Raw genomic sequence first — 24,546 nt, forward strand, 5'->3', positions numbered from 1 at the left:
CCGCAAGGCTTTGCTGTAAACACAACAAGGGCAGCCCTGCGGGCTGCCCTTGTTCATGCTGACACCGCTCAGAAAAAGCGCTGGCGTACCAGCTGGCGGGCCTCTTCGCGCTGTATGTCGCGGCGGCGGGCATCGCAATCGCAGTCATCGAATTCGCAAGGCAGCGCCTGTTCTGGCTGCCACGACGGCGCCAGCGCCGACAGGGTCTTGCGATAGAGCTTAGGGAGTTGTTGCCAGATCATCATGTTTGCCTCACTGTTGTCCTTGACTTGATAAGTGAAGCTTAATTGATGGGTGTTGGCGGATAAACGCCCAAAACCTTGACTATCTGTCGAGTTTTTCAAAACAATAATGCCAGCCTGATGCGGCAGAGCCTGGCCGCCGCTCAGGCAGCAAAATCCTTTTAAACACGAGTTTTGCCGCTATGAAACACATGCCACCGGCCGATGATGTGCTGGCCTTTGAAGCGATTGCGCGTACCGGCAGCATGACGGCAGCGGCCGAGGTATTGGGCTGCACCAAGAGCATGGTCAGCCTGCGGTTGAAGGCACTGGAAAAGCAGCTGGGCGCGATGCTGGTGTTGCGCACTACGCGTCGCCTGTCGCTGACCGAGGCGGGGCAGCAGTTGCTGCCGCATGCCGAGGCCTTGCGCCGCTCGCTGGAACAGATGCAGGCGGCGGTGGATGGCACCCAGCAGGAAGTCAGCGGCCCGCTGGCCATCAGCACCATGGTGTCGACTTCGCAAGTGCTGGCCACCGTGCTGGGCGAGCTGGGCATGGCCTATCCGGGCCTGAGGTTGCGGCTGGACATCGACAACCGGGTGCAGGATCCGGTCGAAGATGTGCTGGACTTCTGCCTGCGTGCGCGCAATGTGGTGGACGAGTCGCTGGTAGCGCGACTGGTGGCCGTGGTCGAAGAGGGCGTGTATGCCGCACCTTCGCTGCTGCAAAAGCAAGGTTGGCCGCAACATCCGGCCGAGCTGGAGTCTGCGGGTCTGATCAGCCATGCCGCAGGCGAGCCGGTGAGTCTTTACTGTGGCGATGAACAGCACAGCTGGCTGGCGGCCGCGCCGGTGCTGGAGTGCTCGGCGTATCTGACCTGCCTGACCTCGACCTTGCAAGGCATGGGCATGAGCATACTGCCCAACTATATGGCCGCGCCGTATTGCCGCAGCGGCCAGCTGCAGCGGGTGTTGCCGGCATGGCGTGCCGAGCGCTGGCCGGTGTATCTGGTCTACTCGTATCGCCAGCCCATGCCGCGCAAGTACACGGTGTTCTGCGAATTCATGCTGCCACGGCTGCGCGCCGCGTTTGAAGATCGGGCTGACTGAGTGACCGGCTGAGGGATTGCCGGATTCCCTTATTGCATAGATCGTGCCGGCTTGGGCACTATGTCCGGCAAACCCGATCCGGAACCATCATGTCCCACTCAGCAACTGCACTATCCGGCCGTGGCATTGCCCTGTCACTGGCGGCCTCGACCCTGTTTGCCATGCTTCCCGGCTATGTCACCCTGCTGGTGCCGCTCGATAGTCTGGCGATCTTTGCCTGGCGGATTGCCTGCACGCTGCCGGGCATCCTGCTGATCTTGCGCCTGAGCGGCAAATGGCCGCTGTTTGCCGCGACGTTTGTACGCATGTGGCGCGAGCCACGCCTGCTGGGGATGGTGGCCTTGATGGCGGCGCTGATGGGTGTGCAGCTGTGGCTGTTCATGTGGGCACCGCTCAACGGCCATGTGGTGTCGGTATCGCTAGGCTATTTTCTCTGTCCGCTGGTGATGGTGCTGGTTGGCCGCACGCTGTTTGGCGAGCGGCTGTATCGCCTGCAACAGGCGGCGGTGCTGCTGGCCTTGCTTGGCGTGGCACACGAAATCTGGCGCACCCAGGGGCTGGCGTGGCCAACCTTGCTGGTGGTGCTGGGCTACCCGCCGTACTTCGTCTTGCGCCGTTACAGCGGCATTGATGCGGTGTGCGGTTTTGCGCTGGAGATGTTGCTGATGTTCCCGCTGGCACTGGCGTGGATTGTCTGGCAGGGGCCGGCAGCATGGGGCGTGCTGGAACATGCGCGCTACTGGCTGCTGCTGCCGGGCCTGGGCCTGCTCAGCTCTGTGGCGCTGTTGTGCAATATCGCGGCCAGCCATCTGCTGCCGCTGGGGCTGTGGGGCTTGCTCGGTTATGTCGAGCCGGCTTTGTTGTTCGTGCTGGCGATTACGCTTTTGGGCGAGCCGGTAGCCGCCGACAGCCTGCTGACTTACGGCCCGATCTGGGCGGCCATCGTGCTGACCGGCATACATACCCTGCGTCAGCAAAGACGCCTGCATTTACAGCAAAAAAGCGCGCACTGAGGCCGGTACTTTGCACTTTATTGCCAGCAAGGCAGGGGCGGGCACTGCGTGTACAATGCGGCTTCGCGATGTCATGTGATATGGCATGAATCAAAGCCTTTGGATGGATTAGTGCATGTGGTTGTTGATCTTGTTACTGATTGGGGCTGCGGCGCTGGCGTATGCCTGGCACCGTGGCTGGATAGACAAGGCCCGTCTGCAACAGGGGTGGCAGGCCTGGTGGTCTGGCGAGTCGCTGCGTCAGGAGGATGACGAGCCGCAGTGGCAGCAGGAAGAGCCGGATGCGCCACAAGTCTGGCAGCCTCGCCGGCGACAGTTGGCCGAGACGGACGAGCCTGCCGCGCCGGCACAAACGGTCACGCCGCCTGCTGCAGAGGCAGCTCCCGCACTCGCGGCGGAGCCGCTCAGCCACGAGCTGCCACGCAGCGAGCCACGCCGCCAGAGCGAACGACGCCAGAGCGAACGACGCCAGCAGCCGGCGCCTGTCGAGCCGCCGCCACGCAGCGAAGCCCTGCCGACACTCGAGCTGCCCTTGGCCGTGCCGCGTTACATCCGCAAGAAACCTGAGCCGCAACGCGAAGCTGCCAAGCCGGTGATCGGTCTGGCCGAAGTGCAGCGCAATCTGCAATACGATGTGCGCCGCCGCGAGAAACTGGCCGCACACGAACGCCGCGCCCGCCGCGAGCTGCTGGTCAAGGCTCCGGTGCTGCCGGTGATAGATCCGCAAGAGGTGCGCGATGCCGTGCGCCAGCTGCATCCCGAGCGCGATGAGGCTCCCGAGCCGCCCAAGCCTTTCGTTGTCCTGCATGAAACCACCACCACGCCAAGCGATTACCGCGAGCCGCTGCTGGGCCATTTCGAGCCTAGCCGCAGCGAACATCTGGCCGAGCTGAACGAGCAGGCACGCCAGCAGCTGCGCGAATCCTTGCTGGGCAAGCGGCGCGAGGCTGAGCTCAAGCAGCGCCAGGCGCAGCAAGCACTGGCGGCCGGAGAGGCCGATGAGGTGTTGCCTGAGCCGCAGCCCACACCGGAACCAGAGCCGCAGCCAGTCGCAGAGCCAGCAGCAGAGCCACCGATGTTGCTGATTCCGGATGCGCTGCAGCCGCATGAAGAAGAGGTCGCGCGACCGCCGCTGCTGTTGCTGGCAGAAGAGGAGAGGGCAGCAGACGAGCTGCCGGCCGAGCTGGAGACAGCATTGCCGAGCGACGAGCCGTTCCGACAGCATGAAGACAGCACGGATAACAAGGCCGCCCAGCCGCTGTGGCCGCCATTCGGCACCGTGGTGACGGCGTCGAGCTACCAGCTGAAGAGCGCGGAAGTGTTGGCGGCCAACGTGGTAGCGCCAGCGCCACTGGCTACCGAAACTTTGCCGCCAGCCGACACCATCAGCCCTGAGTCAGAACTGCCGGAAGCAGCTGTTGTCGTGGCCGCTACACCCGCTACACCCGCTACACCCGCTGCATCAGCACCTGCAGCCACGTGGTCAGCAGCTGTCGAGCGCGAAATCGCCAGCGAGCCTGTCAGCACTACCTTGTCAGCTGATGTTGCCGCACCGAACAGCGCGACTACAGGCTGGCGCTGGCCGGATGAAACCGCCCACGTACCGGCGCGCGCGCTGGACGAACAGCCGGCCGGTGGCCCGGGCTGGCATTTTGTCGATGCAGCTGAAGCGACACCTGCGGCCGCCATCAGCCAGCCTTTGCGCAGCAGTGCGGCAGTCGCCAGCGTAGCGAGTGCCGATAGCGATCTGCCACCGTGGCAGAACCCTGCCGCGTATGCGCCGGCAGCGGCGGACGAAATCTCCGCCGAAGAGCTTGCGGCCAACCCTGAGAGCCGCGAGGCGCTGGCTGCCAAGCTGGCGCGCCTGCGCGAACTCGAAGCGCAATACGCGACGGTAGAGGCCGCATTGGCCACGCCACCAGTGGCCAAGCCGCATGTACCGCCGGTGGTGTACGGTGATGTGGCTTTGCCGGGCCTGGAGCTGCTGCGTCCGCCCGAGGCGGAAAAAGTGGTGCAGAACGAGGAATACCTGATCGACCGCGGCATCCTGATCGAGGAAAAGTGCGCCGAGTTCAAGGTGAAGGTATCGGTGGTTGATGCCTATGCCGGCCCGGTAATTACCCGTTACGAGGTCGAGCCGGCGGTCGGTGTGCGTGGCAGCCAGGTGGTGAACCTCGGCAAAGACTTGTCGCGGGCGCTGGGCGTGGCGTCGATTCGCGTAGTCGAGACCATTCCGGGCAAGACCTGCATGGGGCTGGAGCTGCCGAATCCGAAACGGCAGATGATCCGTCTGTCGGAGATTTTCGGTGCCGAGGTATTCACCCGCTCGGCGTCAAAACTCACGCTGGCGCTGGGGCAGGATATTTCTGGCGCGCCGGTTGTGACCGATCTGGCCAAGGCACCGCACTTGCTGGTGGCTGGTACGACCGGCTCGGGCAAGTCGGTCGGCGTCAATGCGATGATCCTGTCGATGCTGTACAAGGCGACGCCGGATGAGGTGCGCTTCATCATGATCGACCCGAAGATGCTGGAGCTGTCGATCTACAACGACATTCCGCACCTGCTGGCACCGGTGGTGACCGACATGAAGCTGGCTGCCAATGCGCTGAACTGGTGTGTCGGCGAGATGGAAAAGCGCTACCGGCTGATGAGCCATCTGGGCGTGCGCAATCTGGCCGGTTACAACGAAAAAGTGCTGGCGGCCGAGGCGCGCGGCCAACGTCTGAGCAATCCTTTCAGCCTGACACCGGAAACACCGGAGCCGCTGTACACCCTGCCTTTCATCGTGGTGGTGGTGGACGAGTTTGCCGACCTGATGATGGTGGCTGGCAAGAAGATCGAAGAGCTGATTGCGCGCCTGGCACAGAAGGCGCGTGCCGCCGGCATTCACCTGATTCTGGCGACACAGCGCCCGTCGGTGGATGTGATTACCGGTCTGATCAAGGCCAATATCCCGACGCGGGTGGCCTTCCAGGTATCGAGCAAGATCGACAGCCGCACGATTCTCGACCAGATGGGGGCCGAGAGCCTGCTGGGGCAGGGCGATATGCTGTTCCTGCCGCCGGGCACCGGTTATCCGCAGCGCGTGCACGGGGCGTTTGTCACCGACGAGGAAGTGCACAGCGTGGTCGAGTACCTCAAGCAGTGGGGCGAGCCTGACTATATCGAGGGCCTGCTGACCGGCGAGAGCGAGGCGGACGACGAGCAGACCGAGGCCAAGGGCAGGTTGGCCGCGGCCACCGAGACCGACCCGCTGTACGACGAGGCGGTGGAAATCGTGCTGCGCACGCGCAAGGCGTCGATTTCCTCGGTACAGCGGCAGCTGCGCATCGGCTACAACCGCGCGGCACGGCTGATCGAGGACATGGAAGCGGCCGGCATCGTCAGTGCGATGGAAAACAACGGCAACCGCACCGTGCTGGTACCACAGCGCGAGTTCTGAGGATTCTGCGCGACAAGGCAGCAAAGACAAGGGCAGCCCGCGGGCTGCCCTTGTGCCGTTTTGTGCCCATCTCGCCAGTTGGCGACTACGTTGAGCGCTGTGCCAGCAAGGGTGAAGGGATGCGTTACTGCCAGCGGTGTCAGGTGTCGGTGGCTGTTTGTTAGCCGCAGTTACTGCCTGGTTTCAGATATGGATGGAAATGCTGCTAACGGTCACCTCGCTGCCGGCACTGCCGCTGGCATCGTATTGTGTGCTGCTGACGACGGGCTGGCTGTCGGCCGCGACGGCGCTTTCGGCATCGCGCAGCATCTTGTCCATCTCCAGAATCGCCTCACGGGCTTGCCTGAGTTTCTTCTGTTCGGCTTCGTTATGCAGTTGGCGGTTTTCCTGCTGCAACATGGCCTTGATGCGGCGGGCCAGGGTTTTGGCCTCGCTGAAAAAGTCCTGGTCGGCGCCATTGCTGCTGTTTGCCTGTTGCGGGTTGTTGGCGGGAACGTCGTTTGGGTTTGGCGTGTTGTCGGCGGCGTCTTCGTCCTGATCGGCTTCCGCCTTGCTCTCGGTGGTGTCAGGCGTGGCCACGTTGGCCGCAGCTTGTTCTGCGCTTGCCGTTGCCGCTGCCGTGTTGTCAGTGGCAGTGCTGTTGCTGTCAGCCGGCATCGCCGTCGCCGTCATGCCCAGCGGGCTGCTGCCACCCTCCAGACCGGCGTAGCGGGCGACCAGGTTTTTCAGCTCGCGCGCCAGCTGGGCGACCTGTTGCGGGTTGGCTTTGCCCAGGCCTGAAAAACGCTGCATCAGGTCCAGCCGCTGTTTCAGCTCCATGATGCGCGCCTTGGCCGCATCCTTGCGCTGCTGGCTGGCCGCCGGCTGTGTCGTGTTGGCGGGCTTTTCGAGCGCGCGTTTCAGCGTGTCGCGAATCTGCGCGGCGGTTTTTTCTGCGGTCGCATTTTGCAGGCGCAGCTTGCGCTCGGGCAGCAGGTTGCTGCGATAGGAATGGATGGTGGACATAAGGTGGGCATCTCGCGGCGGGATGCCCATTATATCGACTGCAATGACATATGGTTTAGCGTGGCAAGCTGACTGCTCAGGCCGGCCAGGCGTCTGGCAGCCGGCCCCATTGCAGTTGCGGCGTGCCATGCCAGTCGGCCGCGCGCTGGACGCAGCGGTCGATATCCTGTTGCAGCTGCTTGCCGGGTTTGATGCCGTCTTCCAGATACAGCGCCTTCACTTCGAAGATGCCTTGTGCGCGATGCGCCTTGGCATCAAGGCGGCCGACCAGCCGGCCGCGTACCAGCAGTGGCAGCACGAAATAGCCGTACTGGCGCTTGTCGGCCGGCGTATAGCATTCGATGCGGTAGTCAAAGCCGAACAGCTCGCTGGCCCGCTTGCGGTCCCAGACGATGGGGTCGAAAGGAGACAGCAGGCTGCAGGCGGTGGCGCTCAGCTGCTGCTCTGCGGCCAGGGCGAGCTCGTTGGCCAGGCTGTGGTGCACATAAAACTCGCCCTTGAGGCCGCTGACCTTGACCGGCAACAGCTCGCCAAGCCCGGCCAGATGACGCAGGTTGGCCGCATCCTCGCCACGGCGCAGCCGGTAATAGTCGCGCAGCCATTCAGCCTTGACGAGGCCCAGTGCGGCGCAGCTGCGGCGGGTGATGTCGAGGCGGGTAGTGTGCGGGTCTGGCAGGTCACGTGCGTCGTCCCAGTCGGGCAAGATGCGCTCGGCCAGATCATAGACACGCTGGAAGTTTTCGCGCCGGCTCACCATCAGTTCGCCCGAGGTGAACAGCACTTCGAGATGGCGCTTTTCCGGCTTCCAGTCCCACCAGCCATTGCCTTTGCCGCCCTTGCGCTCGAAGTCGCGCGAGCGTACCGGGCCGTTGGCGCGGATGTGGGCGAGCAGGCTGTCGATTTCGCTGCGGTGTTGCTGCATCCAGTTGACTGAATACTTCCAGCCCATCGCTGCCGGGTCCAGCATGCGGTGGCGCAGCAAACGATAGTCTTCTCGCGGGACAAAGCAGGCTTCGTGTGCCCAGTATTCGAACAGTTCGCCCTCGGCCAGCAGCGCATCCAGATGCGCTGGCTCGTAAGCCCCAAGGCGGCTGAACAGCACGAAATAAGGGCTGCGCGCGACCACGCTGATGGTGTCGATCTGCAATAGCGCCATGCGGCGGATAGCGGCGAGCACATCGGCCTTGCCGGCCTTGCGCCGGTTTGCGGCCAACATGCCCTGGGCGGCGAGATGCAGGTGGCGGGCTTGTTGCAGCGTCAGTGTCGGGGTCATGCAAACAACCAGTCAGAGTCGGTGGCAGGTAACCGCATGATGACAAACAAGCAGGCCGGCGCAAAGCGGCAAAAGAAAACCCGCCGGGAGAGTGGCGGGTCAAAGCATATACAGTCAGGGACAGGCAGAAACAGATCCGGAACGCTTGTCAGGAATCATTGTGCCGTCGTGATGTTATGCCGGCGTGACAGTTTGTTTGCGCTTGCGTGTCGTCTTGGCTGGTGTGGCCTCGATGCTGGCTGCCGGTGTGACGTCGATTTCGCATGCAGGCGGTGCAGCACTGGCGCTATCGTCTTGCTTGTCGGTATCGGCAGCAGCCGTTTCTGTGGCGACAATTTCTGAGGTGCTTGCTGTTTCGGCTTCGGCGGGCAGCATCAACTCGGGCGACAGGCAGAACAGGCGCTCGACCAGCTTGCTGCGGCTGGCGATGTGGTGATCAAGCCGCCAGTCGTCCAGCAGGGTCAGTGCCAGTTTGAAATAGGGGTAGTCAATCTGATACAGGCGGGACAGTTCGAATGCCTGGCCAAGTTGCAAGCTCATCGCGAGATCCTTCAGCACATCCAGCTGGGCATCATTGCCGGCCGATTCTTCCATCATCTTGCGGATACGCTTGGCAGCATTCATGACTATTTCCTGAAAATTGGGGATGCCAAGATTCTATACATATATATTATTCATAAATGACATTTATATTAAATTTTCATTAAGGCGTCTCGGCTACCTATTTGGTAGTAGGTGGCATCGCAAGGATGTTGCATAAGATATACAACTATGATATTGGAATTGACACAGCACAATTATCGGATGTTGCTGGCAATTCCAGTCACATCACGGCGGTATAGTGCCCCCGACCTTACCCTTGTCGAGATACGCCATGAAACCGTCCACCCGCTTATCCGGCGGCCGCGAGATCTTGCTGGCACCGGATGACCTGATCATTACCAAGACCAACCCGAGCGGGCATATCACTTATGCCAACCGTACTTTCATGCGCATTGCCGGTTATGCCGAGCATGATCTGCTGGGTCAGCCGCACAAGCTGATTCGCCATCCGGACATGCCGCGCGGGGTTTTCCGCCTGATGTGGAAAACGCTGCAGGCGGGGCAAGAGTTTTTCGGCATCGTGAAAAACTTTACCTCGGATGGCAATCATTACTGGGTCTTTGCCAATATCACCCCGGATTACACCGCTGATGGCCGTCTGGCGGGCTATTACTCGGTGCGCCGCCAGCCCAAGCGCAGCAGCATCGCCGCGCTGGTACCGGTGTACGAGCAGATGTGCAAGCTGGAATCGCAAAACGGCAAGGCTGATGCGCCGGACGCTTCGATGGCCTGGCTTTTGAACATGCTGGAACAGAAAGGCTGCAGTTATCAGCAATTCGTACTGGCTCTGGAGAACAGCAAATGAAAATGGCTGGTAAACGTTGGCCGCCACTATTGCGCACCCAGGTTGTCTGGTGGTTGCTGGCCTTCAATCTGCTCTTGCTGGCGTATGTGGTTTCCGGCTTCTTCTTCAACGATCGCATGCACGAGTGGCTGGGCATGGGTTTTGTCGCCTTTGCCGCGGTACTTAGCGTGTTGTTGTGGCGTAATGCCGAGAAGATTTTCCACCTGCTGGAGACGCTGCACGAGCAGCTGCAGCTGGCGTGCAAGGGCGAGTTGCATCACCGCGCTACCGATACGCGCAATATGGGCGAAGTCGGCCTGGTAGCGTGGGAGCTCAATGATTTTCTCGATCAGGTCGAGACCTACTTCAAGGAGGTCAACACCTGTTTTGCCTCGGTCAGCAAGGGCGACTATGGCCGCCGGCCACAGCGTGGCGGCTTGCCGGGCGTGCTGGCCGAGTCGCTGGCGGCGATGGATACCGCCATCCAGGCGATGGAAGACAATGACGAATTCGTGCGCCGCAACCGACTGTCCTCGCGGCTGTCGGCGCTCAACAACCCGCATCTGCGCAGCAATCTGGCCAGCAGCCAGCAGGATCTGGACCAGATTCATGCAGCCATGCTGCAGGTTGGTCGCATCACCGGCGACAATGCCGAAGGCGCCCGCAGCAGCCTCGACAGTGCCACCATGCTGACCGGGCAGCTGGATACCATTGCCACCAGCGTCACCAGCATGAATGCCACCAGCCAGGCGCTGGCTGGCGAATGGCAGGGCATTGCCGGCTCGCTGGCGGCGATTTCGGATATTGCCGACCAGACCAATCTGCTGGCGCTGAATGCTGCCATCGAGGCGGCACGTGCTGGCGAACAGGGCCGCGGTTTTGCCGTGGTGGCTGACGAGGTACGCAAACTGGCCGAGCGCAGCAAGAACACCGCACATCAGGTGCAGCAGGTGCTGTCGACGCTGTCGAGCCGGATTGACGAAATGCAGCAGCGCGCCGGTGCGGCGGGCGGTATTGCCGTCGAGGTGAAATCCTCGGTCGAAGCCTTCCGCGAGCGCTTTGCCACGCTGGCCGAACAATCCGAACAGATGCTGAGCCAGGTCTTGCGGGTGCGCGACCAGTCGCAGCTGTCCTTGCAGAAAATCGCCCACGTGATGCACAAGCAGCAGGCTTACCACGCGCTGGAAGAGGGCGGCGAGGTGGCGGCCGACTTTGCCGTGCTGCCACAAACCCTGCTGGCGTTGGCCTCATCAGCACAGCAGCGCGAGCTGCAACAGCTGGATGGTGAAGTTCGCACGCAGATCAGCGTGGCACTGGGTCTGGCGCGACAGGATGGTGTCTTGCCGGAAGAGGCCATCATCAGCGCGATGAGCACGCTGGAATCGGCCAGTGACAGCCTGCAGCAAGGGCTGGAAGCACTGGTTGGCGCGCAGGATAGCCAGCAGGCGGCAGGCGCGATACTCAAGCGGGCGAAGCAGCCTGCCTGAAACCGCTGTCTTGCCCGCTGTTACCCGACTCGACCCGCCAGGGTCGAGTCTGTTTTTGGGGCGGGCAAAAAGCCAGGCGGGATGGCGTTACCTTAGCTGCCACGTGCGCGGCGCACGGTAACGCTTTCGCCGCCTATGCCCCAGTTGTCCGTGTCCACCTCGTCAATTACCACCACGGTGGTGGCCGGGTTCTTGTCCAGCACTTGTTGCAACAGCCGGGTCACGCCGGCAATCAGTTCGGCCTTTTGCTCGGCGCTGGCACCCTCACGGGTGATCTTGATATTCACATAAGGCATGGCGTTTCCTTTCGCGTGGTTTGAACAAAAAAGCAGGCAGGCGCGGGTAACAAAGCCAGCTGGCGCCCAGACTGGCCGACAGCAAGGCCAGCATCAGCAGTGGCGACAGCGGCTCGCCCAGCAGCGGAATGGCCAGCACGCCGGTGACCACCGGTATCCATGCCATGAAACCCGCCAGCTGTGCCGGCTCCAGCAATTGGCTGGCACGCAGATAGCACTGCATGCCCAGTATGGTCGGCACAATGCCGTGAAACAGCCCCTGACTCAGCAAGGTAGCGGCATCGGCCAGATGCAGCTGTTTGGGCAGCCACAGCAGGTAAACCGGCAGATACAGCAGCGTGGCACTGTGGGTCACAAAGCGGGTGAGCTGCCAGGCACTGATAGTGACGGTGCGCGACAGCTGGCCGTAGCTGACCCAGGCCAGTGCGGCAAGCAGCAACATGCCATCCCCCAGCCATTGTCCAAGGTTGGCCGCAGTTTGATTCAGCGCCAGCAGCACCAGGCCGAGTGCCAGCAGCAGATAGCCGGGCAGGCGTATGGCTTGCGGCCAACCTTTGCCCAGCACCACCAGCAACAGCGCCAGCATAAAAGGCTGCATGCCGGCGGCCAGCAAGGCCGGATGGGCGGCCGGCACCCAGCGTGCGGCGGCATAGCTGAGCAGGGGAAAGCAGATGGCGCTGAGCGCGGCCATCAGCCACAGGCGCGGCGGCTTGCTGTCCAGCTTGGGTGCCGCTGGCAGCAAGGCCAGCACCGCGCAGCCACACAGCAGGCGCAAAGCCAGCACATCATACGGCGTCAGTACGCTTAAGCCGGCGAGGCGCGACATCAGCATGAAGCTGCTCCAGATCAGCACGCAGCCGGCAGCAAAGGCATACGCGGTCCAGGGTTTGGCAGTAGGCATGACACTCTCCGTCGGGGACGAGCTGACTGTGCCATGACTATGACTTCATGAATAATGAATTAATATGAAGCCATTCATCTCGTATGGAGAACGATAATGGACCTTGCCGATCTGGCGATCTTCCGCGCCGTGCTGAGCGAAGGCGGGGTGACGGCCGCTGCGCGGCGACTGCATCGCGTGCAATCGAATGTCACCACCCGCATCCGCCAGCTGGAAGACAGCCTCGGTGTCAGCCTGTTCGAGCGTGACGGCCGTGGCTTGCGGCCAACCCCGGCGGCCACGGTGCTGGCCGGCTACGCCGAGCAGCTGCTGGCACTGGCCGAAGAGGCCAAACAGGCGGTGGCGGGCGATACGCCACGCGGCCGCCTGCGCCTGGGCTCGATGGAAAGCACGGCAGCGATACATCTGCCGAGCCTGTTGGCCGAGTTTCACCAGCAATATCCCGAGGTCGAGCTGGAATTGCGTACCGGTCCGAGTGCCCAGCTGGAAGCCGCCGTGCGTGCCGGCGAGCTCGATGCCGCGCTGGTGTGCGACCCGGGCAGCGAGGCCGGCTTGCAGTGGCAAAGTTTCAGCCACGAAACCCTGTTGCTGATCAGCCCGCCGGGCATGATGATGCTGCCCGCCGCCAACGGGCTGACCCTGCTGACTTTTGATCACGGCTGTGCCTACCGTGGCCGCTTGCTGCAGTGGCTGGCCGGGCAGAAAGCCCAGCCGGGCCGCGTGGTGGCGCTGGGTTCCTATCACGCGATGATCAGCTGCGTGGCCAGCGGCATGGGCGTGGCCATCGTGCCGCAGGCACTGTTGGCGATGATGCCGACGGCAGCAGCGGTGCGTAGCCATCTGTTGCCGGAACCGGTGGCGGCGGCCGAGACGGTAATGATTCGCCGCAGCGGCCGCCAGCTGCCGGCACTCGATGCCTTGCAACAGCTGATTGCCGCTCGCACAGAGGTTTAGCGGCCGCGGGTGAAAAGCAAAAAAGCGCCCGTCGGGCGCTTTTTTATAGGGTCTCAGCCGGATCAGGCAGTCAGCACCAGCAGTTCGGCAAAGGCTTTTTCGAACAGCACCAGGCCGTCGTTTTGCAGTTGCTCGCCGATGGCATCGAAGTCGATGCCGGCAGCAGCGGCTGCGGCCAACGTGGCGCGTGCTTCGTCAGCGCCGGTGTTCAGCGTGGCGGCGGCGTTGCCGTGGTCGCGGAACAGTGCCAGGGTGGCGTCCGGTACGGTGTTCACGGTTTCTTCGCCGATCAGGCTCTCGACGTACAGTACGTCGGAGTAGGCCTTGTTCTTGGTGCCGGTGGACGCCCACAGCAGGAACTGGGCACGTGCGCCGGCGGCTTTCAGTGCGGCGAATTCTTCACCGTGGAAACGCTCCTGATAGCGCTGGTAAGCAGCCTTGGACAGCGCCACGGCAACTTTGCCCTGCAGCTCGGCCGGCAGTTGTGCGTCCAGCAGGCTGTCAACACGCGACAGGAAGAAGCTGGCCACGGCCTTGACATGACCCAGCGGCAGGCCGGCGGCGTGACGGGCATTCAGGCCGGCGATATAGGCATCCCATACCGCTTCGACTTGCTGCAGCGAGAACAGCAGGGTGATGTTGACATTGATGCCGTCGGCAGTCAGCTGCTGGAAGGCGGCGATGCCTTCGCGGGTGGCCGGTACCTTGATCATCGCGTTCGGACGGTTGATCTCGGCCCACAGGCGGCGGCCGGCGGCCAGGGTGCCGGCTTCGTCGCGCGACAGCTCGGGCGATACTTCCAGCGAGACATAACCGTCGTCACCCTTGGTAGCCTGGTATTGCGGCAGGTTCAGGTCGCAAGCGGCCTGGATGTCGGCCACCACCAGTTTTTCGTAACGCTGTTCGGCGCTCAGGCTGGCATCGGTTTTCAGCTGGGCCAGTTCTTCGCGATAACGCGGGTCGGTGCTGATCGCCTTGTGGAAAATGGCCGGGTTGGAGGTCACGCCGGCAATGCCGTCTTCCTCCAGCAGGCGAGCCAGTTCGCCACTTTGCAGCAGTTCGCGGGAAAGGTTGTCCAGCCAGATGCGCTGGCCGAAAGGACGGATGGCTTGCAGACGGTTCATGTCGGTATTCCGGAGTCAGTGTCATGGAATGCGTGCGTGTCTTTGCACGCACTGCTAGAGCAGGTCATCGTAGCGCGTCAGCGCGGTGAAGCAAAGCGACTACATGGCAAAAAGGCCTGCCACCTTGCGGTAGCAGGCCTTGCCTGACAGGGAGATCAGCTCTCGGGGCTGGTTAGCTGTTCGGCATCGAAAATCACGCTGAAGCAGCTGCCTTTTTCCGGCTCGCTCTGGATATCCAGACGGGCATGGTGGCGCATCAGTACATGCTTGACGATGGCAAGGCCGAGGCCGGTGCCGCCGTTGCCGCGGGAGCGGCCGCGATCGACACGGTAAAAACGTTCGGTCAGGCGCGGGATGTGCTCGCGCGGGATGCCGATACCGGTGTCCTGCACACTGAACACGCCACGGCCATCCGGGCGGATGTGCCAGCCCAGGGTGATATCGCCGCCGTCCGGGGTGTAGCGCACGGCATTGGACACCAGATTGCCGAAGGCCGAATGCAGCTCTTGCTGGTGACCCCAGATCCAGCGCTCGCTTTGCTGTTCGAGCTGCACGCGATGGCGGCCTTGCGACAAGCCTTCGGCTTCGACCATCAGTGTCTCGAGCATGGCCTGCATGTCGATTTTCTCGAGGGCAATCGCGCGCGGGCTGTTTTCGATGCGCGACAGCGTCAGCAGGTCCTCGACCAGGCTCTGCATGCGACGCGATTGCTCCAGCATCATCGGCAAGAACTGGCGCAGGGTGGCTTCATCGACATTGTCCATGTCGGACAGGGTTTCGAGAAAGCCGCCGACCACGGTCAACGGGGTACGCAACTCGTGGGAAACGTTGGCCACAAAGTCGCGGTGCACGGTGTGTACCCGCTCCAGCTGGGTGATGTCGCGTGACAGCAGCAGCTTGCGCGTGGTGTCAAATGGCACCAGTTGAATGGACAGCACACGTTCGGCCGGGCTGGTGGTATGCATGATCAGCGGCTGGCTGTAGCTCTGCTCGGCCATATAGTCATGAAAGCCGGGCTGGCGTACCAGATTGAGAATCTGGCTGCCGATATCATCAACCGGATGCAGGCCCAGATGCTGAACACCCATCGGATTCACCCACTCGATGCGGTCATATTCGTCAAGCACCACCACGCCGTCCGGCATTGCTTTGCCGGCGTGGATGAAGCGCTCAAGGATGCTGGACAGCTTGCGCTTGCTTTGCTTTTGCTTGCGCGCACGGCGATACAGCGACATGAAGATGTGGTGCCAGGAGCCATAACCCTCGGGGATGCGACCGGGCGAAGGGCGGCTAAGCCATTGCAGCAGCTTGGCAATGTGAAACAGGTGGAAGCTCAGCCAGCAAAGTGCCGACAGGCTGAGCACCAGCAGACCGATGGCGTGGCCAAAGATCAGCGAGAAACCAAGCGAGACCAGGCTGATGGCCAACAGCCACAGCAGGGAGCGCTGCAGGAACTGATTCAAGATTTACCCCTGAACCGAGAAACGGTAGCCGGTGCCGCGCACGGTCTGGATTAGACTGTCGTGGCCGGTAGGTTCCAGTGCACTGCGCAGGCGGCGGATGTGGACATCTACCGTGCGCTCTTCAACAAATACATGGTCGCCCCACACTTGATCCAGCAGCTGGGTACGCGAATGCACGCGCTCGGCATGGGTCATGAAAAAGTGCAGCAAGCGGAATTCGGTCGGGCCCAGATCGATGGTGCCGCCATTGCCCAGCACACGGTGGGTGGCCGGATCAAGGCGCAGGCCTTTGACTTCGACGGCGTCGTCGGTCATCTGCGGTGCACGGCGGCGCAGCACGGCCTTGATGCGGGCTAGCATTTCGCGCGGCGAGAAAGGCTTGGTGATGTAGTCGTCAGCACCGGCTTCCAGCCCCTGGATCTTGTCCTGCTCGTCTGAGCGGGCGGTCAGCATGATGATGGGGATCTGGCGGGTACGCTCGTCGGCACGCAGCTTGCGTGCGATTTCGACACCCGAGGCACCGGGCAGCATCCAGTCTAGCAGGATCAGGTCGGGCAGGGCGTTCTTGACCAGCATCATTGCCGCTTCGGCCGTACCGGCGCGCAGCACGTGATGACCGGCCTGGGTCAGGTTGAAGGCAATCAGCTCCTGGATCGCTGGTTCGTCTTCGACCAGCAGAATGTTGGCAGCCATAGGTGGGACATCCTTACATGATCAATGGTGGCAAGGATAGGAAAGCAGCGTTACAGAAATATGACACTTCATCGCCAAATGCAAATTGAGATGATTGGAAAAAGCGGGTGCGCTGTCTCAAATGGCATTTAGTTTTGTTGAAAATATATTTGTGTTAGACTGACAGTCCTTCGTTGCCTGTCGCAAGCCTCTGATTCGCAAACCTTCTACGAATTGTTGTCGCGCTCATCCTAATCCTCACAGTGTACGCCGCTTGTGACATGCAATGTCCTGCCAACTTCTCTTGAACAAGGAAGGATTGCATGGATACTGCTGTGTCTCCACGTCAAACAACCCTGGTTGCGGCCGTCAGTGCGCCCGCGCTTGTCCTGATTTTCTCTTTGCTGCTGTGGGCGGTCTTGCAGCCGGCCGGTGCCGAGCACTTTTTTGCGGATGCCCAGCAGTGGGTGATTTCGCGCTTCGGCTGGTTCTATGTTTTGTCGGTCGCCATTTTCCTGCTGTTTTTGCTGGGTGTTGCGGCCAGCCGTTTCGGCAATATCCGCCTCGGGCCGGATGATGCCAAACCCGAGTTTTCCTTTACCAGCTGGCTGGCAATGTTGTTTGCGGCCGGCATGGGCATTGGCCTGATGTACTTCGGTGTCGGCGAGCCGATGATGCACTATCTGGCACCGCCAGGCGTGGCGGCCGGTGGCAAGGAGGCGGCGCGCGAGGCGATGCTGGTGACCTTCCACCACTGGGGCCTGCATGCCTGGGCGATTTATGCGGTAGTCGGGTTGGCGCTGGCCTATTTCGGTTTCCGTTATCGCCTGCCGCTGACTATCCGCTCCGGCCTGTATCCCTTGCTGGGCAAGCGCATCAATGGCCCGATCGGTCATGCGGTGGATACTTTTGCCCTGGTCGGTACGGTATTCGGCATTGCCACCACGCTGGGCTATGGCGTGCTGCAGATCAGCGCCGGCCTTGGCGAGCTGACCGGCTGGGATACCGCCACGCTGAGCTTCCAGCTCGGGTTGATCGCGGTGGTGATGGCCTTGGCTGCGATCTCGGTGGCTTCCGGCCTCGACAAGGGCGTGCGCCGCCTGAGCGAGCTGAACCTGCTGCTGGCGGTCGGCTTGATGCTGTTTGTGCTGTTTGCCGGCCCGACGCGCTATCTGCTGAATGTATTCAGCGAGAATACCGGCCACTATCTGGCCAATGTGGTGGAGCTGACATTCCGCACCTTCAGCTATAGCGAAAAGGACATGCAGGGCTGGTTCGGCGGCTGGACGCTGCTGTATTGGGCGTGGTGGATTTCGTGGTCGCCGTTTGTCGGCATGTTCATTGCCCGCATTTCGCGTGGCCGTACCGTGCGCGAATTCATTGTCGGCGTCTTGCTGGTGCCGACGCTGTTCAACCTGTTGTGGATGACGGTATTCGGCAATACCGCGATCTGGCTGGATGGCCAGCAGGCGGCCGGTCAGCTGTCGCTGGCGGCGGCCAACGTTGATGCCTTGTTGTTCCGCTTCTTCGATTACCTGCCGGGTAGCGAAATCCTGTCGGGCTTGGCCGTGGTGCTGGTGGCCGTGTTCTTCATTACCTCGGCTGATTCGGGGGCGTTTGTGGTCAATGCGATTGCCAGCCGTGGCAACGAGCGCGCACCGCTGTGGCAGCGCCTGTTCTGGACGGCCCTGCTCGGCCTGACTGCCGGCGTATTGTTGGCCGCAGGCGGCCTCAAGGCCTTGCAGGCGATGACCTTGCTCAGTGCCTTGCCGTTTGCTGCGGTAATGGTGGTGCTGTGTCTGGGGCTGTGGCGCGGTTTTCGTGCCGATGCACTGCATAGCGAGCAGGAACTGGCACCGGGCACCGCCTTCTGGAGCGGCCAGCACTGGAAACAGCGTTTGCGTGCGCTGCTTGATCAGCCGGACGAGGCCGAGGTTGGCCGCTTCATCCAGCAGACGGTGGCCAGCGCCATGAAGCAAGTTGCCAGCGAGATGGAAAGCCAGGGCGTGCACGCCGAGGTGGCGCTGACGCCGGAGGTGGCAACGCTGCGTATCCGTCAGCCGGACCTGCGCGACTTCGTGTACGGCGTGCGTTGTGTGCAAAGGGCGATTCCGTCTTATGTGCTGAACCAGCGCACGCTGGCGGGCGAGACGCCGGATAGCAGCCATGTGCCGCAGACCTTCTTTGCCGATGGCCGCGAGGGTTACAACATCGAGTATCTGCAGACGCACGAGGTGATTGCCGACGTACTGCGTCAGTACGAGCGCTATCTGCATCTGATGCAGGATGAACGCACCCGTTTGCTGGCACAGGCACCGTCTCATTACCGCACTGCACCATAAGTAGTGACGAACCAGTTGTAGCCGCCAGAGTCTGACTGCCTTTTGTGCGGGACAGACTCATGGCGTGGCAGGCAGGATTTGGCAAGCGCAGCTGGCGCATTCTTCTGATGGTGCTGGCCAGCGCCGGACTGCTGCTGCTGGACGATGTGATCCAGCAGCAATTCGTTGCGGCCAACCTTGCCGAGCTGGAACTGCGCTATGTCGTCGTGCTGCTGATTTTCTCGCTCGGCCTCGTTCTGCTTGGCCAGCCGTGGCTGGTGTTGCCGCTGTTCGGCTTGCTGGCGCTGATGCAGCTGGTGCAGCTGGGCAATCTGTCTTTCAGCGGCCAGCCGGTATCGGCCGACGAGCTGGTCAGCCTGTTTGCCCAGCCTGGCGAAGTCTGGCAAACCGGCAGTCATCATCTGGCCGACCACTGGCATGTGCTGCTGGCAGTCGGCCTGCCTTATGGCGCACTGTGCTGGCTGCACTGGCGCTACCGGCTGCATCTGCCGCGGCGCTGGCAATGGCTGGGCGCGCTGCTGGTGCTGGCCATCCTGCTGGCCAAGCCGTGGCGCGCCACCTATCGCGATCTGGATGCCTTCCAGCCGGGGCCGACGCGCAGCAGCCTGCATAACAGCCTCAACAGTTTTGCCTTTTACGTGGTGCGGCTGGCCGGGCGCGAGCACAAGCCCCTGGCCTTGCCGCCGGTGGCGGCGTATCGCCTGCATTACCAGCCGGCCAGCGCGCGTCATGTCTGGGTGGTGATGGTGGATTCGCTGCGCGGCAGCCGGCTGGGTGTGCTGGGCTATGCGCGGCCTACCACGCCAAGGTTGGCCGCGGTGCCGGGTTTGCTGGCGCGGCCCGGCATTGCGGCTGGGGTGGCGACGGCGGTGTCCTTGCCGAGCTTCGTCAATCTGGTGAGCCAGCCGGGCCAGCATCAACTGTTGCGCCAGCAGCCTTACAGCCTGTTCCGGCTGGCGCGGCAGCAGGGCTTTGGCACTTACTGGCTGTCGGCGCAGGAATCCAAATTGCTGGCTTATGTCGGCAGCCAGTACATCGACACCGCCATCAGCCGCGAAGACCATCCGCTGCGGTTTGCGCGCCAGCATGACCACACCCTGCCGGCCTTGCTGGATGAGCACAAGGTTGGCCGCAAGTCTTCCTTCGTGATGCTGAACCTGCGCAGCGCCCACAGTCCGTACGAACAGAACTATCAGCAGCATCCGCAGTTTGCGCGCTGGCCGACCGGCAAATCGCTGCCTTACGCCGAGCGCAAGGGCAATGCCTACGATAATGCCTTGCTGTACGCCGATGATGTGTTGGGCGAGATTGTCGAGCGTTTCGAGGCGTTGCAGGGCGAGCGTTATCTGCTGATTACCGGCGATCACGGCCAGTTGCTCGGCGAAGAACAGCGTTGGGGTCACAATGATTTGCGGCCGGAGGTTGCCGATGTGCCTATGCTGTTACTGGCGCGCGAGGCCCCGGAAGGCGCGTTGCAGACGCTGGCGGCGCAAAGTCATATCAGCCATTACGAGGCGGCGCACTGGTTGGCCGCAAGACTGGGCGTGCGGGTGGAGAATCCGCAATGGCGGGCGGGACAACACTATCTGCTGGGGAAGCTGCTGTTTCAGGATAACGGGCTGATGCCGCTGGCGGAAAAGGGCGGACGTCTGCATTATGGCCAGCCGCTGCTGCTTAGCGACTGGCTGCAACTGCGCTGAACAGGCAAAAAAATAGCCTGCTCCAGCGAGGAGCAGGCGACTAAGGGTCGGTTTGCGGCCATTCGGGCCCCAAACACTAAGACCAGGGACAAAGAGATCACCAGAACAGTTCAGAGACGTCTGCCTGGCAGACATCCTTAACAGATCCAGAAAGTCGGGGTTCGGGCGCGGACCCTTGCCACCAACACGGGGCGAATTGTACGTGGAGGCTGTGGGAGGGATAATGGGTAATCGAAGGATTTTCTCGCTTCGTAGTTTGTATACAATGTATTTTTCCAGCTTCTGCTTTTGAATCGAAGGTATGGACAAATTTGACCGCAAAATCGTTGTTGCACTGCAGGAAAACGCCCGTCTGAGCTATGCCGAGCTGGCGCGGCGCGTGAGTCTTTCTGCGCCTGCTGTTGCGGAAAGAGTGGAGAAGCTGGAACGATCCGGTGTGTTATCTGCATATCGCGCCATCATCAACCCGGAAAAGCTGGGCTTGCCCATTCTGTGCCTGATCGAGCTGACCGTGAAAAACCTCGAGTACTACAGCGTGCTGGATACCCTGCGCGAGATGCCCGAGATCATCGAGTGTCATTCGATTACCGGCACCAGCGGGCTGATGATCAAGGTTGCGGTGGCGAATATGGGCAGTCTGCAAGAGCTGATCGCCCGCCTGATGCAGTATGGCGACACCAAGACTTCCATCATCATCGACACGCCTATCCCGCCCAGAATGCCGATGCCGCGCGACGAAGAATAAAAAAATGCCTGCCCGGTGAGGGGCAGGCCAGTTGTGCCGTGCACGAAGAAGCAACAGAAACCAAAGAACGTTGGTGCCCGCTCCACACGGGCACCGGCAAAACTTATTTGGCCGCTACCCAGGCTTGGGCAGTGTCCAGCATGCGGTTGGAGAAACCCCACTCGTTGTCGTACCACGACAGCACTTTCACCTGACGGCCTTCGATCACGCGGGTCAGGGTGGCATCAAACACGCTGGATGCCGGGTTGTGCATGAAGTCGATGGAAACCAGCGGCAGGGTATTCACTTCCAGCACGCCTTTGAGTGCACCATTGGCCGCAGCGGTCACGATCTCGTTCACTTCGGCTACGGTGGTATCGCGGCTGGCGGTAAAGGTCAGGTCAACCAGCGACACATTGGCGGTCGGTACGCGCACCGCGAAGCCATCCAGCTTGCCCTTGAGTTCCGGCAGTACCAGACCGACGGCTGCAGCCGCACCGGTCTTGGTCGGGATCATCGACAGCGCGGCAGAACGCGCGCGGCGCAGATCGCTGTGTTCGGTATCCAGCAGCACCTGATCATTGGTGTAGGAATGCACGGTAGTCATCAGGCCGTGGGCTACGCCGATGGCGTCGCTCAGCGGCTTGACCAGCGGGGCCAGACAGTTGGTGGTGCAGCTGGCGTTGGAGACAACCTGCATATCGCTGCGCAGGATGTCGTGGTTCACGCCGTACACGATGGTGGCGTCGGCATCATCGGCCGGCGCGGAAATCAGTACCTTCTTGGCGCCGGCTTGCAGATGCAGGGCCGCCTTGTCGCGCTTGGTGAAGATGCCGGTACATTCCAGCACGATGTCTACGCCCATCTCGCCCCATGGCAGCTCGGCCGGGTTGCGCACGGACAAGAGCTGGATAGGCTTGCCGTTGATGACCAGCTTGTCGCCTTCGAGCGCGACGGTACCCGGGAACGGGCCATGAATGGAATCGTACTTGGTCAGGTGAGCGTGCAGTTCCGGTTTGCCCAGATCGTTGATCGCAACGATCTCGATATCCTTGTCGGCAAAGTTTTCCTGCCAGGCGCGCAGAACCATGCGGCCGATGCGACCATAACCGTTGATAGCCAGTTTCAGTGCCATGATGTTGTACCTCGAGTATGACAGTCTGTTTTCGCCAGTGCGCTTGGCATGCTGTGCCAGCGCTGGCGTGATGTATGGCATCTATCCTTGCGCTATCCGGCCTTGTACTCAATAGATTACTTTTTTGTAGGCGACGGACTACCAACAAGGTCCCGTTTGCGCAAGGTTGGCCGCGGCCTGAGCGCATGACACAATGTTGCCATTCCTTATTGATAAACCTTGTCAGGACTTTTCACATGGCCTTGCAACTTCAAGTGATTCCGGTAACACCTTTCCAGCAGAACTGTTCGCTGATCTGGTGTGATGTCAGCCGCAAGGCCGCGGTGGTCGATGCCGGTGGCGACGTTGGCCGCATCGTGGCAGCCGTCGAGGCCAAAGGGCTGACGGTAGAAAAGCTGCTGCTGACCCACGGCCATATCGACCACGCCGGCGCAGCGCGGGTGCTGGCCGACCAGCTGAGCGTGGCCATCGAAGGCCCGCAAAAGGCCGAGGCGTTCTGGCTGGATCAATTGCCAAGCCAAGGCACCATGTTCGGCTTTCCGCGTGCCGAGCCGCTGACGCCGGAGCGCTGGCTGGAAGAGGGCGATCAGGTGACAGTCGGTGAAGAGGTGCTGGATGTCCTGCACTGCCCGGGCCACACCCCCGGCCACGTGGTGTTTGTCAGCCGTGCGGCCAACCTTTGTATTGTTGGCGATGTGCTGTTTCAGGGTTCGATCGGCCGCACGGATTTCCCGATGGGCAATCACGAACAACTGATAGACGCGATTCGCAGCAAGCTTTTCGCGCTGCCGGAGGACATGAAGGTCGTCCCCGGTCATGGCCCGTTTACCACCATCGGTGCCGAGCGCCGCCACAATCCCTTTGTGGCTGACCGGCGCTACGGTTGATGGACGCCGCCTTCCGACTCGCCGTGCTGGCCTGTATCCGTCAGATTCCGCCGGGTCAGGTCAGCAGCTATGGCGTGCTGGCGGCGCTGGCCGGTTATCCGCGTCATGCGCGCCATGTCGGCAAACTGTTGGCCGCACATGAAGAAGACGAGTTGCCGTGGTACCGCGTGGTGGCCGGCAGCGGCCGCCTGGCGCGCCCCGGCACACCCGAAGCCGACTTGCAGCGTGCGCTGCTGCAGTCGGAAGGCATAGCCTTTCGTGCCAATGGCAGTATCGATTTGCGTCAGTTTGGATGGCCAGTGCATAGCTTTATGCGGAAATAATTATCAAATTTCAGCTAAATGTAATTAAAACGCGATAAAGCGACAGCATCTTGCATGAATCGGCCACATGCCTTCGCGTCACGCCCTCACCTTGCTAGTATCCGCGCCCCTGCCGTTCAGGACATCGGCAGAATTGATACAACAAGGGAATAATCCATGAAGATGACTCGCAAAGTGCTGGCAGCCGTAGTAATGGCCGGCTGTGCATCGCTGGCTCACGCCGACTACTCTTTCAGCAACATCAGCGCCAACTGGCTGGACTGGTCTGACGGTACCGAAGCACGTACCGGCAGCGGCCCATTCGGCCAGAAGCAGGACTTTGGCTACCTGGAAGCTGAAGGCGGCATGGGCGGTAACTGGGGCGAGCTGTATGGTTTCGTGGACATCGAAAACCCGACCCAATCCGATAACGAAGTTGGCGGCCAGAACCGTCGCTACGCTTCCAAGATCGTGGCTCGCGCCAACGTGGCTACTGTAGCCGGCCTGCCGGTTCAGGCTTACGCTCACGTGTACGATTTCCGTGATGGCGGCTTCTTCGACCAGAACCGTGTTGTTGGTCTGGGTACCAGCCTGAGCAAGGGCAATCTGTGGGTGAAGCCTTTCATCGGCGCACACCAGGAACTGAAAAAGGGCATCGGTGCTGACCGCAACGGCATGATGGCCGGTTGGGTACTGGGCTACAGCTTCAATGTTGCTGGCCAGAACATGATGGTTACCCAGTGGCACGAGATCGAATTCGATCGCGAAGACAAGTTCCTGACCATGGCGCAGAACGGCAACGTGGTAACCGGTAACAAGGTTGCCCACAACGGCGCCGTATCGCTGTGGTGGAATGCCACCAAGAACGTGACCGGTGGCCTGACCTACCGTTACGCTGACCAGAAGCTGGGCTCTGCCAGCTGGCAGAATGCCCTGATCACCACCGTGAAGTACAACTTCTAAGTCGTGACAGTCTAAAAAGCCGGGCTTGCCCGGCTTTTTTCATGCCTGCAAAAGCTGTAGTCACCTGACAACAGCGGTTTGTCCCAGCGCAAAGTAGTGAACCCGCAAGATTACAGCCGGCAGAAAAACGCCTGCCGGCAGGGGCG

Annotated in this window: 22 protein-coding genes; 12 read left to right on the forward strand and 10 right to left on the reverse strand. The window is 61.5% G+C overall.

The genetic code is table 11. The annotated features are described in order from the left end of the window. Nucleotides 1-68: 68 nt before the first annotated feature. A complete protein-coding gene (locus ACZ9W6_RS07250; protein ID WP_465190426.1) occupies nt 69-245 on the reverse strand; it encodes a hypothetical protein in 177 nt (58 codons plus the stop codon). A gap of 179 nt (nt 246-424) precedes the next feature. Here ACZ9W6_RS07250 and ACZ9W6_RS07255 point away from each other — a divergent pair, with 179 nt between their 5' ends. The 3 genes from ACZ9W6_RS07255 to ACZ9W6_RS07265 all read left to right on the forward strand — a co-directional run bounded on the left by ACZ9W6_RS07255 (nt 425) and on the right by ACZ9W6_RS07265 (nt 5,785). Continuing rightward, nucleotides 425-1,330 (forward strand): LysR family transcriptional regulator, encoded by a 906-nt coding sequence (locus ACZ9W6_RS07255; RefSeq protein ID WP_465190427.1) that lies wholly within the window; start codon nt 425-427, stop codon nt 1,328-1,330. A gap of 89 nt (nt 1,331-1,419) precedes the next feature. Next, nucleotides 1,420-2,343, forward strand: a complete 924-nt coding sequence (gene rarD / locus ACZ9W6_RS07260; RefSeq protein WP_465190428.1) for an EamA family transporter RarD — start codon at nt 1,420-1,422, stop codon at nt 2,341-2,343. A gap of 115 nt (nt 2,344-2,458) precedes the next feature. Further along, nucleotides 2,459-5,785 (forward strand): DNA translocase FtsK, encoded by a 3,327-nt coding sequence (locus tag ACZ9W6_RS07265; protein WP_465190429.1) that lies wholly within the window; start codon nt 2,459-2,461, stop codon nt 5,783-5,785. Nucleotides 5,786-5,968: 183 nt separating this feature from the next. On the opposite strand, the gene ACZ9W6_RS07270 is transcribed toward ACZ9W6_RS07265, so the two are convergent. The 3 genes from ACZ9W6_RS07270 to ACZ9W6_RS07280 all read right to left on the reverse strand — a co-directional run bounded on the left by ACZ9W6_RS07270 (nt 5,969) and on the right by ACZ9W6_RS07280 (nt 8,687). Continuing rightward, complete coding sequence (locus tag ACZ9W6_RS07270) at nt 5,969-6,790, reverse strand: hypothetical protein (protein ID WP_465190430.1); 822 nt, start codon at nt 6,788-6,790, stop codon at nt 5,969-5,971. Nucleotides 6,791-6,866: 76 nt separating this feature from the next. Beyond that, nucleotides 6,867-8,063, reverse strand: coding sequence for a winged helix-turn-helix domain-containing protein (locus ACZ9W6_RS07275; RefSeq protein WP_465190431.1), 1,197 nt, complete (start codon nt 8,061-8,063; stop codon nt 6,867-6,869). Between the two features lie 174 nt (nt 8,064-8,237). Further along, a complete protein-coding gene (locus ACZ9W6_RS07280) occupies nt 8,238-8,687 on the reverse strand; it encodes a hypothetical protein (RefSeq protein WP_465190432.1) in 450 nt (149 codons plus the stop codon). 250 nt (nt 8,688-8,937) lie between these two features. On the opposite strand from ACZ9W6_RS07280, the gene ACZ9W6_RS07285 reads away from it, so the two are divergent. After that, nucleotides 8,938-9,471, forward strand: a complete 534-nt coding sequence (locus ACZ9W6_RS07285) for a PAS domain-containing protein (protein WP_465190433.1) — start codon at nt 8,938-8,940, stop codon at nt 9,469-9,471. 710 nt (nt 9,472-10,181) lie between these two features. Further along, nucleotides 10,182-10,937, forward strand: a complete 756-nt coding sequence (locus ACZ9W6_RS07290) for a methyl-accepting chemotaxis protein (RefSeq protein WP_465190471.1) — start codon at nt 10,182-10,184, stop codon at nt 10,935-10,937. A gap of 92 nt (nt 10,938-11,029) precedes the next feature. Here ACZ9W6_RS07290 and ACZ9W6_RS07295 read toward each other — a convergent pair whose 3' ends face one another. Further along, nucleotides 11,030-11,233 (reverse strand): 2-hydroxymuconate tautomerase family protein, encoded by a 204-nt coding sequence (locus tag ACZ9W6_RS07295; RefSeq protein WP_465190434.1) that lies wholly within the window; start codon nt 11,231-11,233, stop codon nt 11,030-11,032. Further along, nucleotides 11,202-12,134: an EamA family transporter gene (locus tag ACZ9W6_RS07300; protein WP_465190435.1), complete on the reverse strand. Its 933-nt coding sequence runs from the start codon at nt 12,132-12,134 to the stop codon at nt 11,202-11,204. The genes ACZ9W6_RS07295 and ACZ9W6_RS07300 overlap by 32 nt, the downstream gene beginning before the upstream one ends. 96 nt (nt 12,135-12,230) lie before the next feature. Here ACZ9W6_RS07300 and ACZ9W6_RS07305 point away from each other — a divergent pair, with 96 nt between their 5' ends. Then, entirely contained in the window at nt 12,231-13,088 is an 858-nt protein-coding gene (locus tag ACZ9W6_RS07305; protein WP_465190436.1) for a LysR substrate-binding domain-containing protein, read from the forward strand. 62 nt (nt 13,089-13,150) lie between these two features. On the opposite strand, the gene tal is transcribed toward ACZ9W6_RS07305, so the two are convergent. The 3 genes from tal to phoB form a co-directional block, all read right to left on the reverse strand. Continuing rightward, on the reverse strand, nt 13,151-14,212 hold the full coding sequence (gene tal / locus ACZ9W6_RS07310) for a transaldolase (RefSeq protein ID WP_465190437.1): 1,062 nt from the start codon (nt 14,210-14,212) through the stop codon (nt 13,151-13,153). Between the two features lie 155 nt (nt 14,213-14,367). Next, on the reverse strand, nt 14,368-15,675 hold the full coding sequence (phoR, locus tag ACZ9W6_RS07315) for a phosphate regulon sensor histidine kinase PhoR (protein ID WP_465190438.1): 1,308 nt from the start codon (nt 15,673-15,675) through the stop codon (nt 14,368-14,370). Nucleotides 15,676-15,678: 3 nt separating this feature from the next. Beyond that, on the reverse strand, nt 15,679-16,368 hold the full coding sequence (phoB, locus tag ACZ9W6_RS07320; protein ID WP_465190439.1) for a phosphate regulon transcriptional regulator PhoB: 690 nt from the start codon (nt 16,366-16,368) through the stop codon (nt 15,679-15,681). A 302-nt stretch (nt 16,369-16,670) separates the two neighbouring features. Between phoB and ACZ9W6_RS07325 the strand changes: the two genes are divergently transcribed. The 3 genes from ACZ9W6_RS07325 (at nt 16,671) to ACZ9W6_RS07335 (ending at nt 21,134) form a co-directional block, all read left to right on the forward strand. Further along, nucleotides 16,671-18,689, forward strand: coding sequence for a BCCT family transporter (locus ACZ9W6_RS07325; RefSeq protein WP_465190440.1), 2,019 nt, complete (start codon nt 16,671-16,673; stop codon nt 18,687-18,689). A 59-nt stretch (nt 18,690-18,748) separates the two neighbouring features. Then, entirely contained in the window at nt 18,749-20,389 is a 1,641-nt protein-coding gene (locus ACZ9W6_RS07330; RefSeq protein ID WP_465190441.1) for a sulfatase-like hydrolase/transferase, read from the forward strand. Between the two features lie 301 nt (nt 20,390-20,690). After that, nucleotides 20,691-21,134 (forward strand): Lrp/AsnC family transcriptional regulator, encoded by a 444-nt coding sequence (locus ACZ9W6_RS07335; RefSeq protein WP_465190442.1) that lies wholly within the window; start codon nt 20,691-20,693, stop codon nt 21,132-21,134. Between the two features lie 103 nt (nt 21,135-21,237). Here the strand turns inward: ACZ9W6_RS07335 and gap are convergent, their stop codons facing one another. Continuing rightward, entirely contained in the window at nt 21,238-22,248 is a 1,011-nt protein-coding gene (gene gap, locus ACZ9W6_RS07340) for a type I glyceraldehyde-3-phosphate dehydrogenase (protein ID WP_465190443.1), read from the reverse strand. A 236-nt stretch (nt 22,249-22,484) separates the two neighbouring features. Between gap and ACZ9W6_RS07345 the strand changes: the two genes are divergently transcribed. From ACZ9W6_RS07345 to ACZ9W6_RS07355, 3 genes are all read left to right on the forward strand, one after another. After that, nucleotides 22,485-23,135, forward strand: a complete 651-nt coding sequence (locus ACZ9W6_RS07345) for an MBL fold metallo-hydrolase (RefSeq protein ID WP_465190444.1) — start codon at nt 22,485-22,487, stop codon at nt 23,133-23,135. Then, nucleotides 23,135-23,458, forward strand: a complete 324-nt coding sequence (locus ACZ9W6_RS07350; protein ID WP_465190445.1) for an MGMT family protein — start codon at nt 23,135-23,137, stop codon at nt 23,456-23,458. Before ACZ9W6_RS07345 ends, ACZ9W6_RS07350 begins: the two co-directional genes overlap by 1 nt. A gap of 156 nt (nt 23,459-23,614) precedes the next feature. Continuing rightward, nucleotides 23,615-24,400: an outer membrane protein OmpK gene (locus ACZ9W6_RS07355; RefSeq protein WP_465190446.1), complete on the forward strand. Its 786-nt coding sequence runs from the start codon at nt 23,615-23,617 to the stop codon at nt 24,398-24,400. Nucleotides 24,401-24,546: the final 146 nt, after the last annotated feature.

This window comes from Vogesella lacus (assembly GCF_979366295.1).

Excerpts from the sequence above, each read along its gene's own strand:
- tal (WP_465190437.1), bottom strand. The coding sequence starts at position 14,212 with ATGAACCGTCTGCAAGCCATCCGTCCTTTCGGCCAGCGCATCTGGCTG.
- ACZ9W6_RS07330 (WP_465190441.1), top strand. The coding sequence starts at position 18,749 with ATGGCGTGGCAGGCAGGATTTGGCAAGCGCAGCTGGCGCATTCTTCTG.
- ACZ9W6_RS07250 (WP_465190426.1), bottom strand. The coding sequence starts at position 245 with ATGATGATCTGGCAACAACTCCCTAAGCTCTATCGCAAGACCCTGTCG.
- ACZ9W6_RS07280 (WP_465190432.1), bottom strand. The coding sequence starts at position 8,687 with ATGAATGCTGCCAAGCGTATCCGCAAGATGATGGAAGAATCGGCCGGC.
- ACZ9W6_RS07295 (WP_465190434.1), bottom strand. The coding sequence starts at position 11,233 with ATGCCTTATGTGAATATCAAGATCACCCGTGAGGGTGCCAGCGCCGAG.
- ACZ9W6_RS07300 (WP_465190435.1), bottom strand. The coding sequence starts at position 12,134 with ATGCCTACTGCCAAACCCTGGACCGCGTATGCCTTTGCTGCCGGCTGC.
- gap (WP_465190443.1), bottom strand. The coding sequence starts at position 22,248 with ATGGCACTGAAACTGGCTATCAACGGTTATGGTCGCATCGGCCGCATG.
- rarD (WP_465190428.1), top strand. The coding sequence starts at position 1,420 with ATGTCCCACTCAGCAACTGCACTATCCGGCCGTGGCATTGCCCTGTCA.
- ACZ9W6_RS07350 (WP_465190445.1), top strand. The coding sequence starts at position 23,135 with ATGGACGCCGCCTTCCGACTCGCCGTGCTGGCCTGTATCCGTCAGATT.
- ACZ9W6_RS07335 (WP_465190442.1), top strand. The coding sequence starts at position 20,691 with ATGGACAAATTTGACCGCAAAATCGTTGTTGCACTGCAGGAAAACGCC.
- ACZ9W6_RS07345 (WP_465190444.1), top strand. The coding sequence starts at position 22,485 with ATGGCCTTGCAACTTCAAGTGATTCCGGTAACACCTTTCCAGCAGAAC.
- ACZ9W6_RS07325 (WP_465190440.1), top strand. The coding sequence starts at position 16,671 with ATGGATACTGCTGTGTCTCCACGTCAAACAACCCTGGTTGCGGCCGTC.
- ACZ9W6_RS07290 (WP_465190471.1), top strand. The coding sequence starts at position 10,182 with ATGAATGCCACCAGCCAGGCGCTGGCTGGCGAATGGCAGGGCATTGCC.
- ACZ9W6_RS07275 (WP_465190431.1), bottom strand. The coding sequence starts at position 8,063 with ATGACCCCGACACTGACGCTGCAACAAGCCCGCCACCTGCATCTCGCC.
- ACZ9W6_RS07255 (WP_465190427.1), top strand. The coding sequence starts at position 425 with ATGAAACACATGCCACCGGCCGATGATGTGCTGGCCTTTGAAGCGATT.
- phoB (WP_465190439.1), bottom strand. The coding sequence starts at position 16,368 with ATGGCTGCCAACATTCTGCTGGTCGAAGACGAACCAGCGATCCAGGAG.
- ACZ9W6_RS07305 (WP_465190436.1), top strand. The coding sequence starts at position 12,231 with ATGGACCTTGCCGATCTGGCGATCTTCCGCGCCGTGCTGAGCGAAGGC.
- ACZ9W6_RS07265 (WP_465190429.1), top strand. The coding sequence starts at position 2,459 with ATGTGGTTGTTGATCTTGTTACTGATTGGGGCTGCGGCGCTGGCGTAT.
- ACZ9W6_RS07270 (WP_465190430.1), bottom strand. The coding sequence starts at position 6,790 with ATGTCCACCATCCATTCCTATCGCAGCAACCTGCTGCCCGAGCGCAAG.
- ACZ9W6_RS07285 (WP_465190433.1), top strand. The coding sequence starts at position 8,938 with ATGAAACCGTCCACCCGCTTATCCGGCGGCCGCGAGATCTTGCTGGCA.
- ACZ9W6_RS07355 (WP_465190446.1), top strand. The coding sequence starts at position 23,615 with ATGAAGATGACTCGCAAAGTGCTGGCAGCCGTAGTAATGGCCGGCTGT.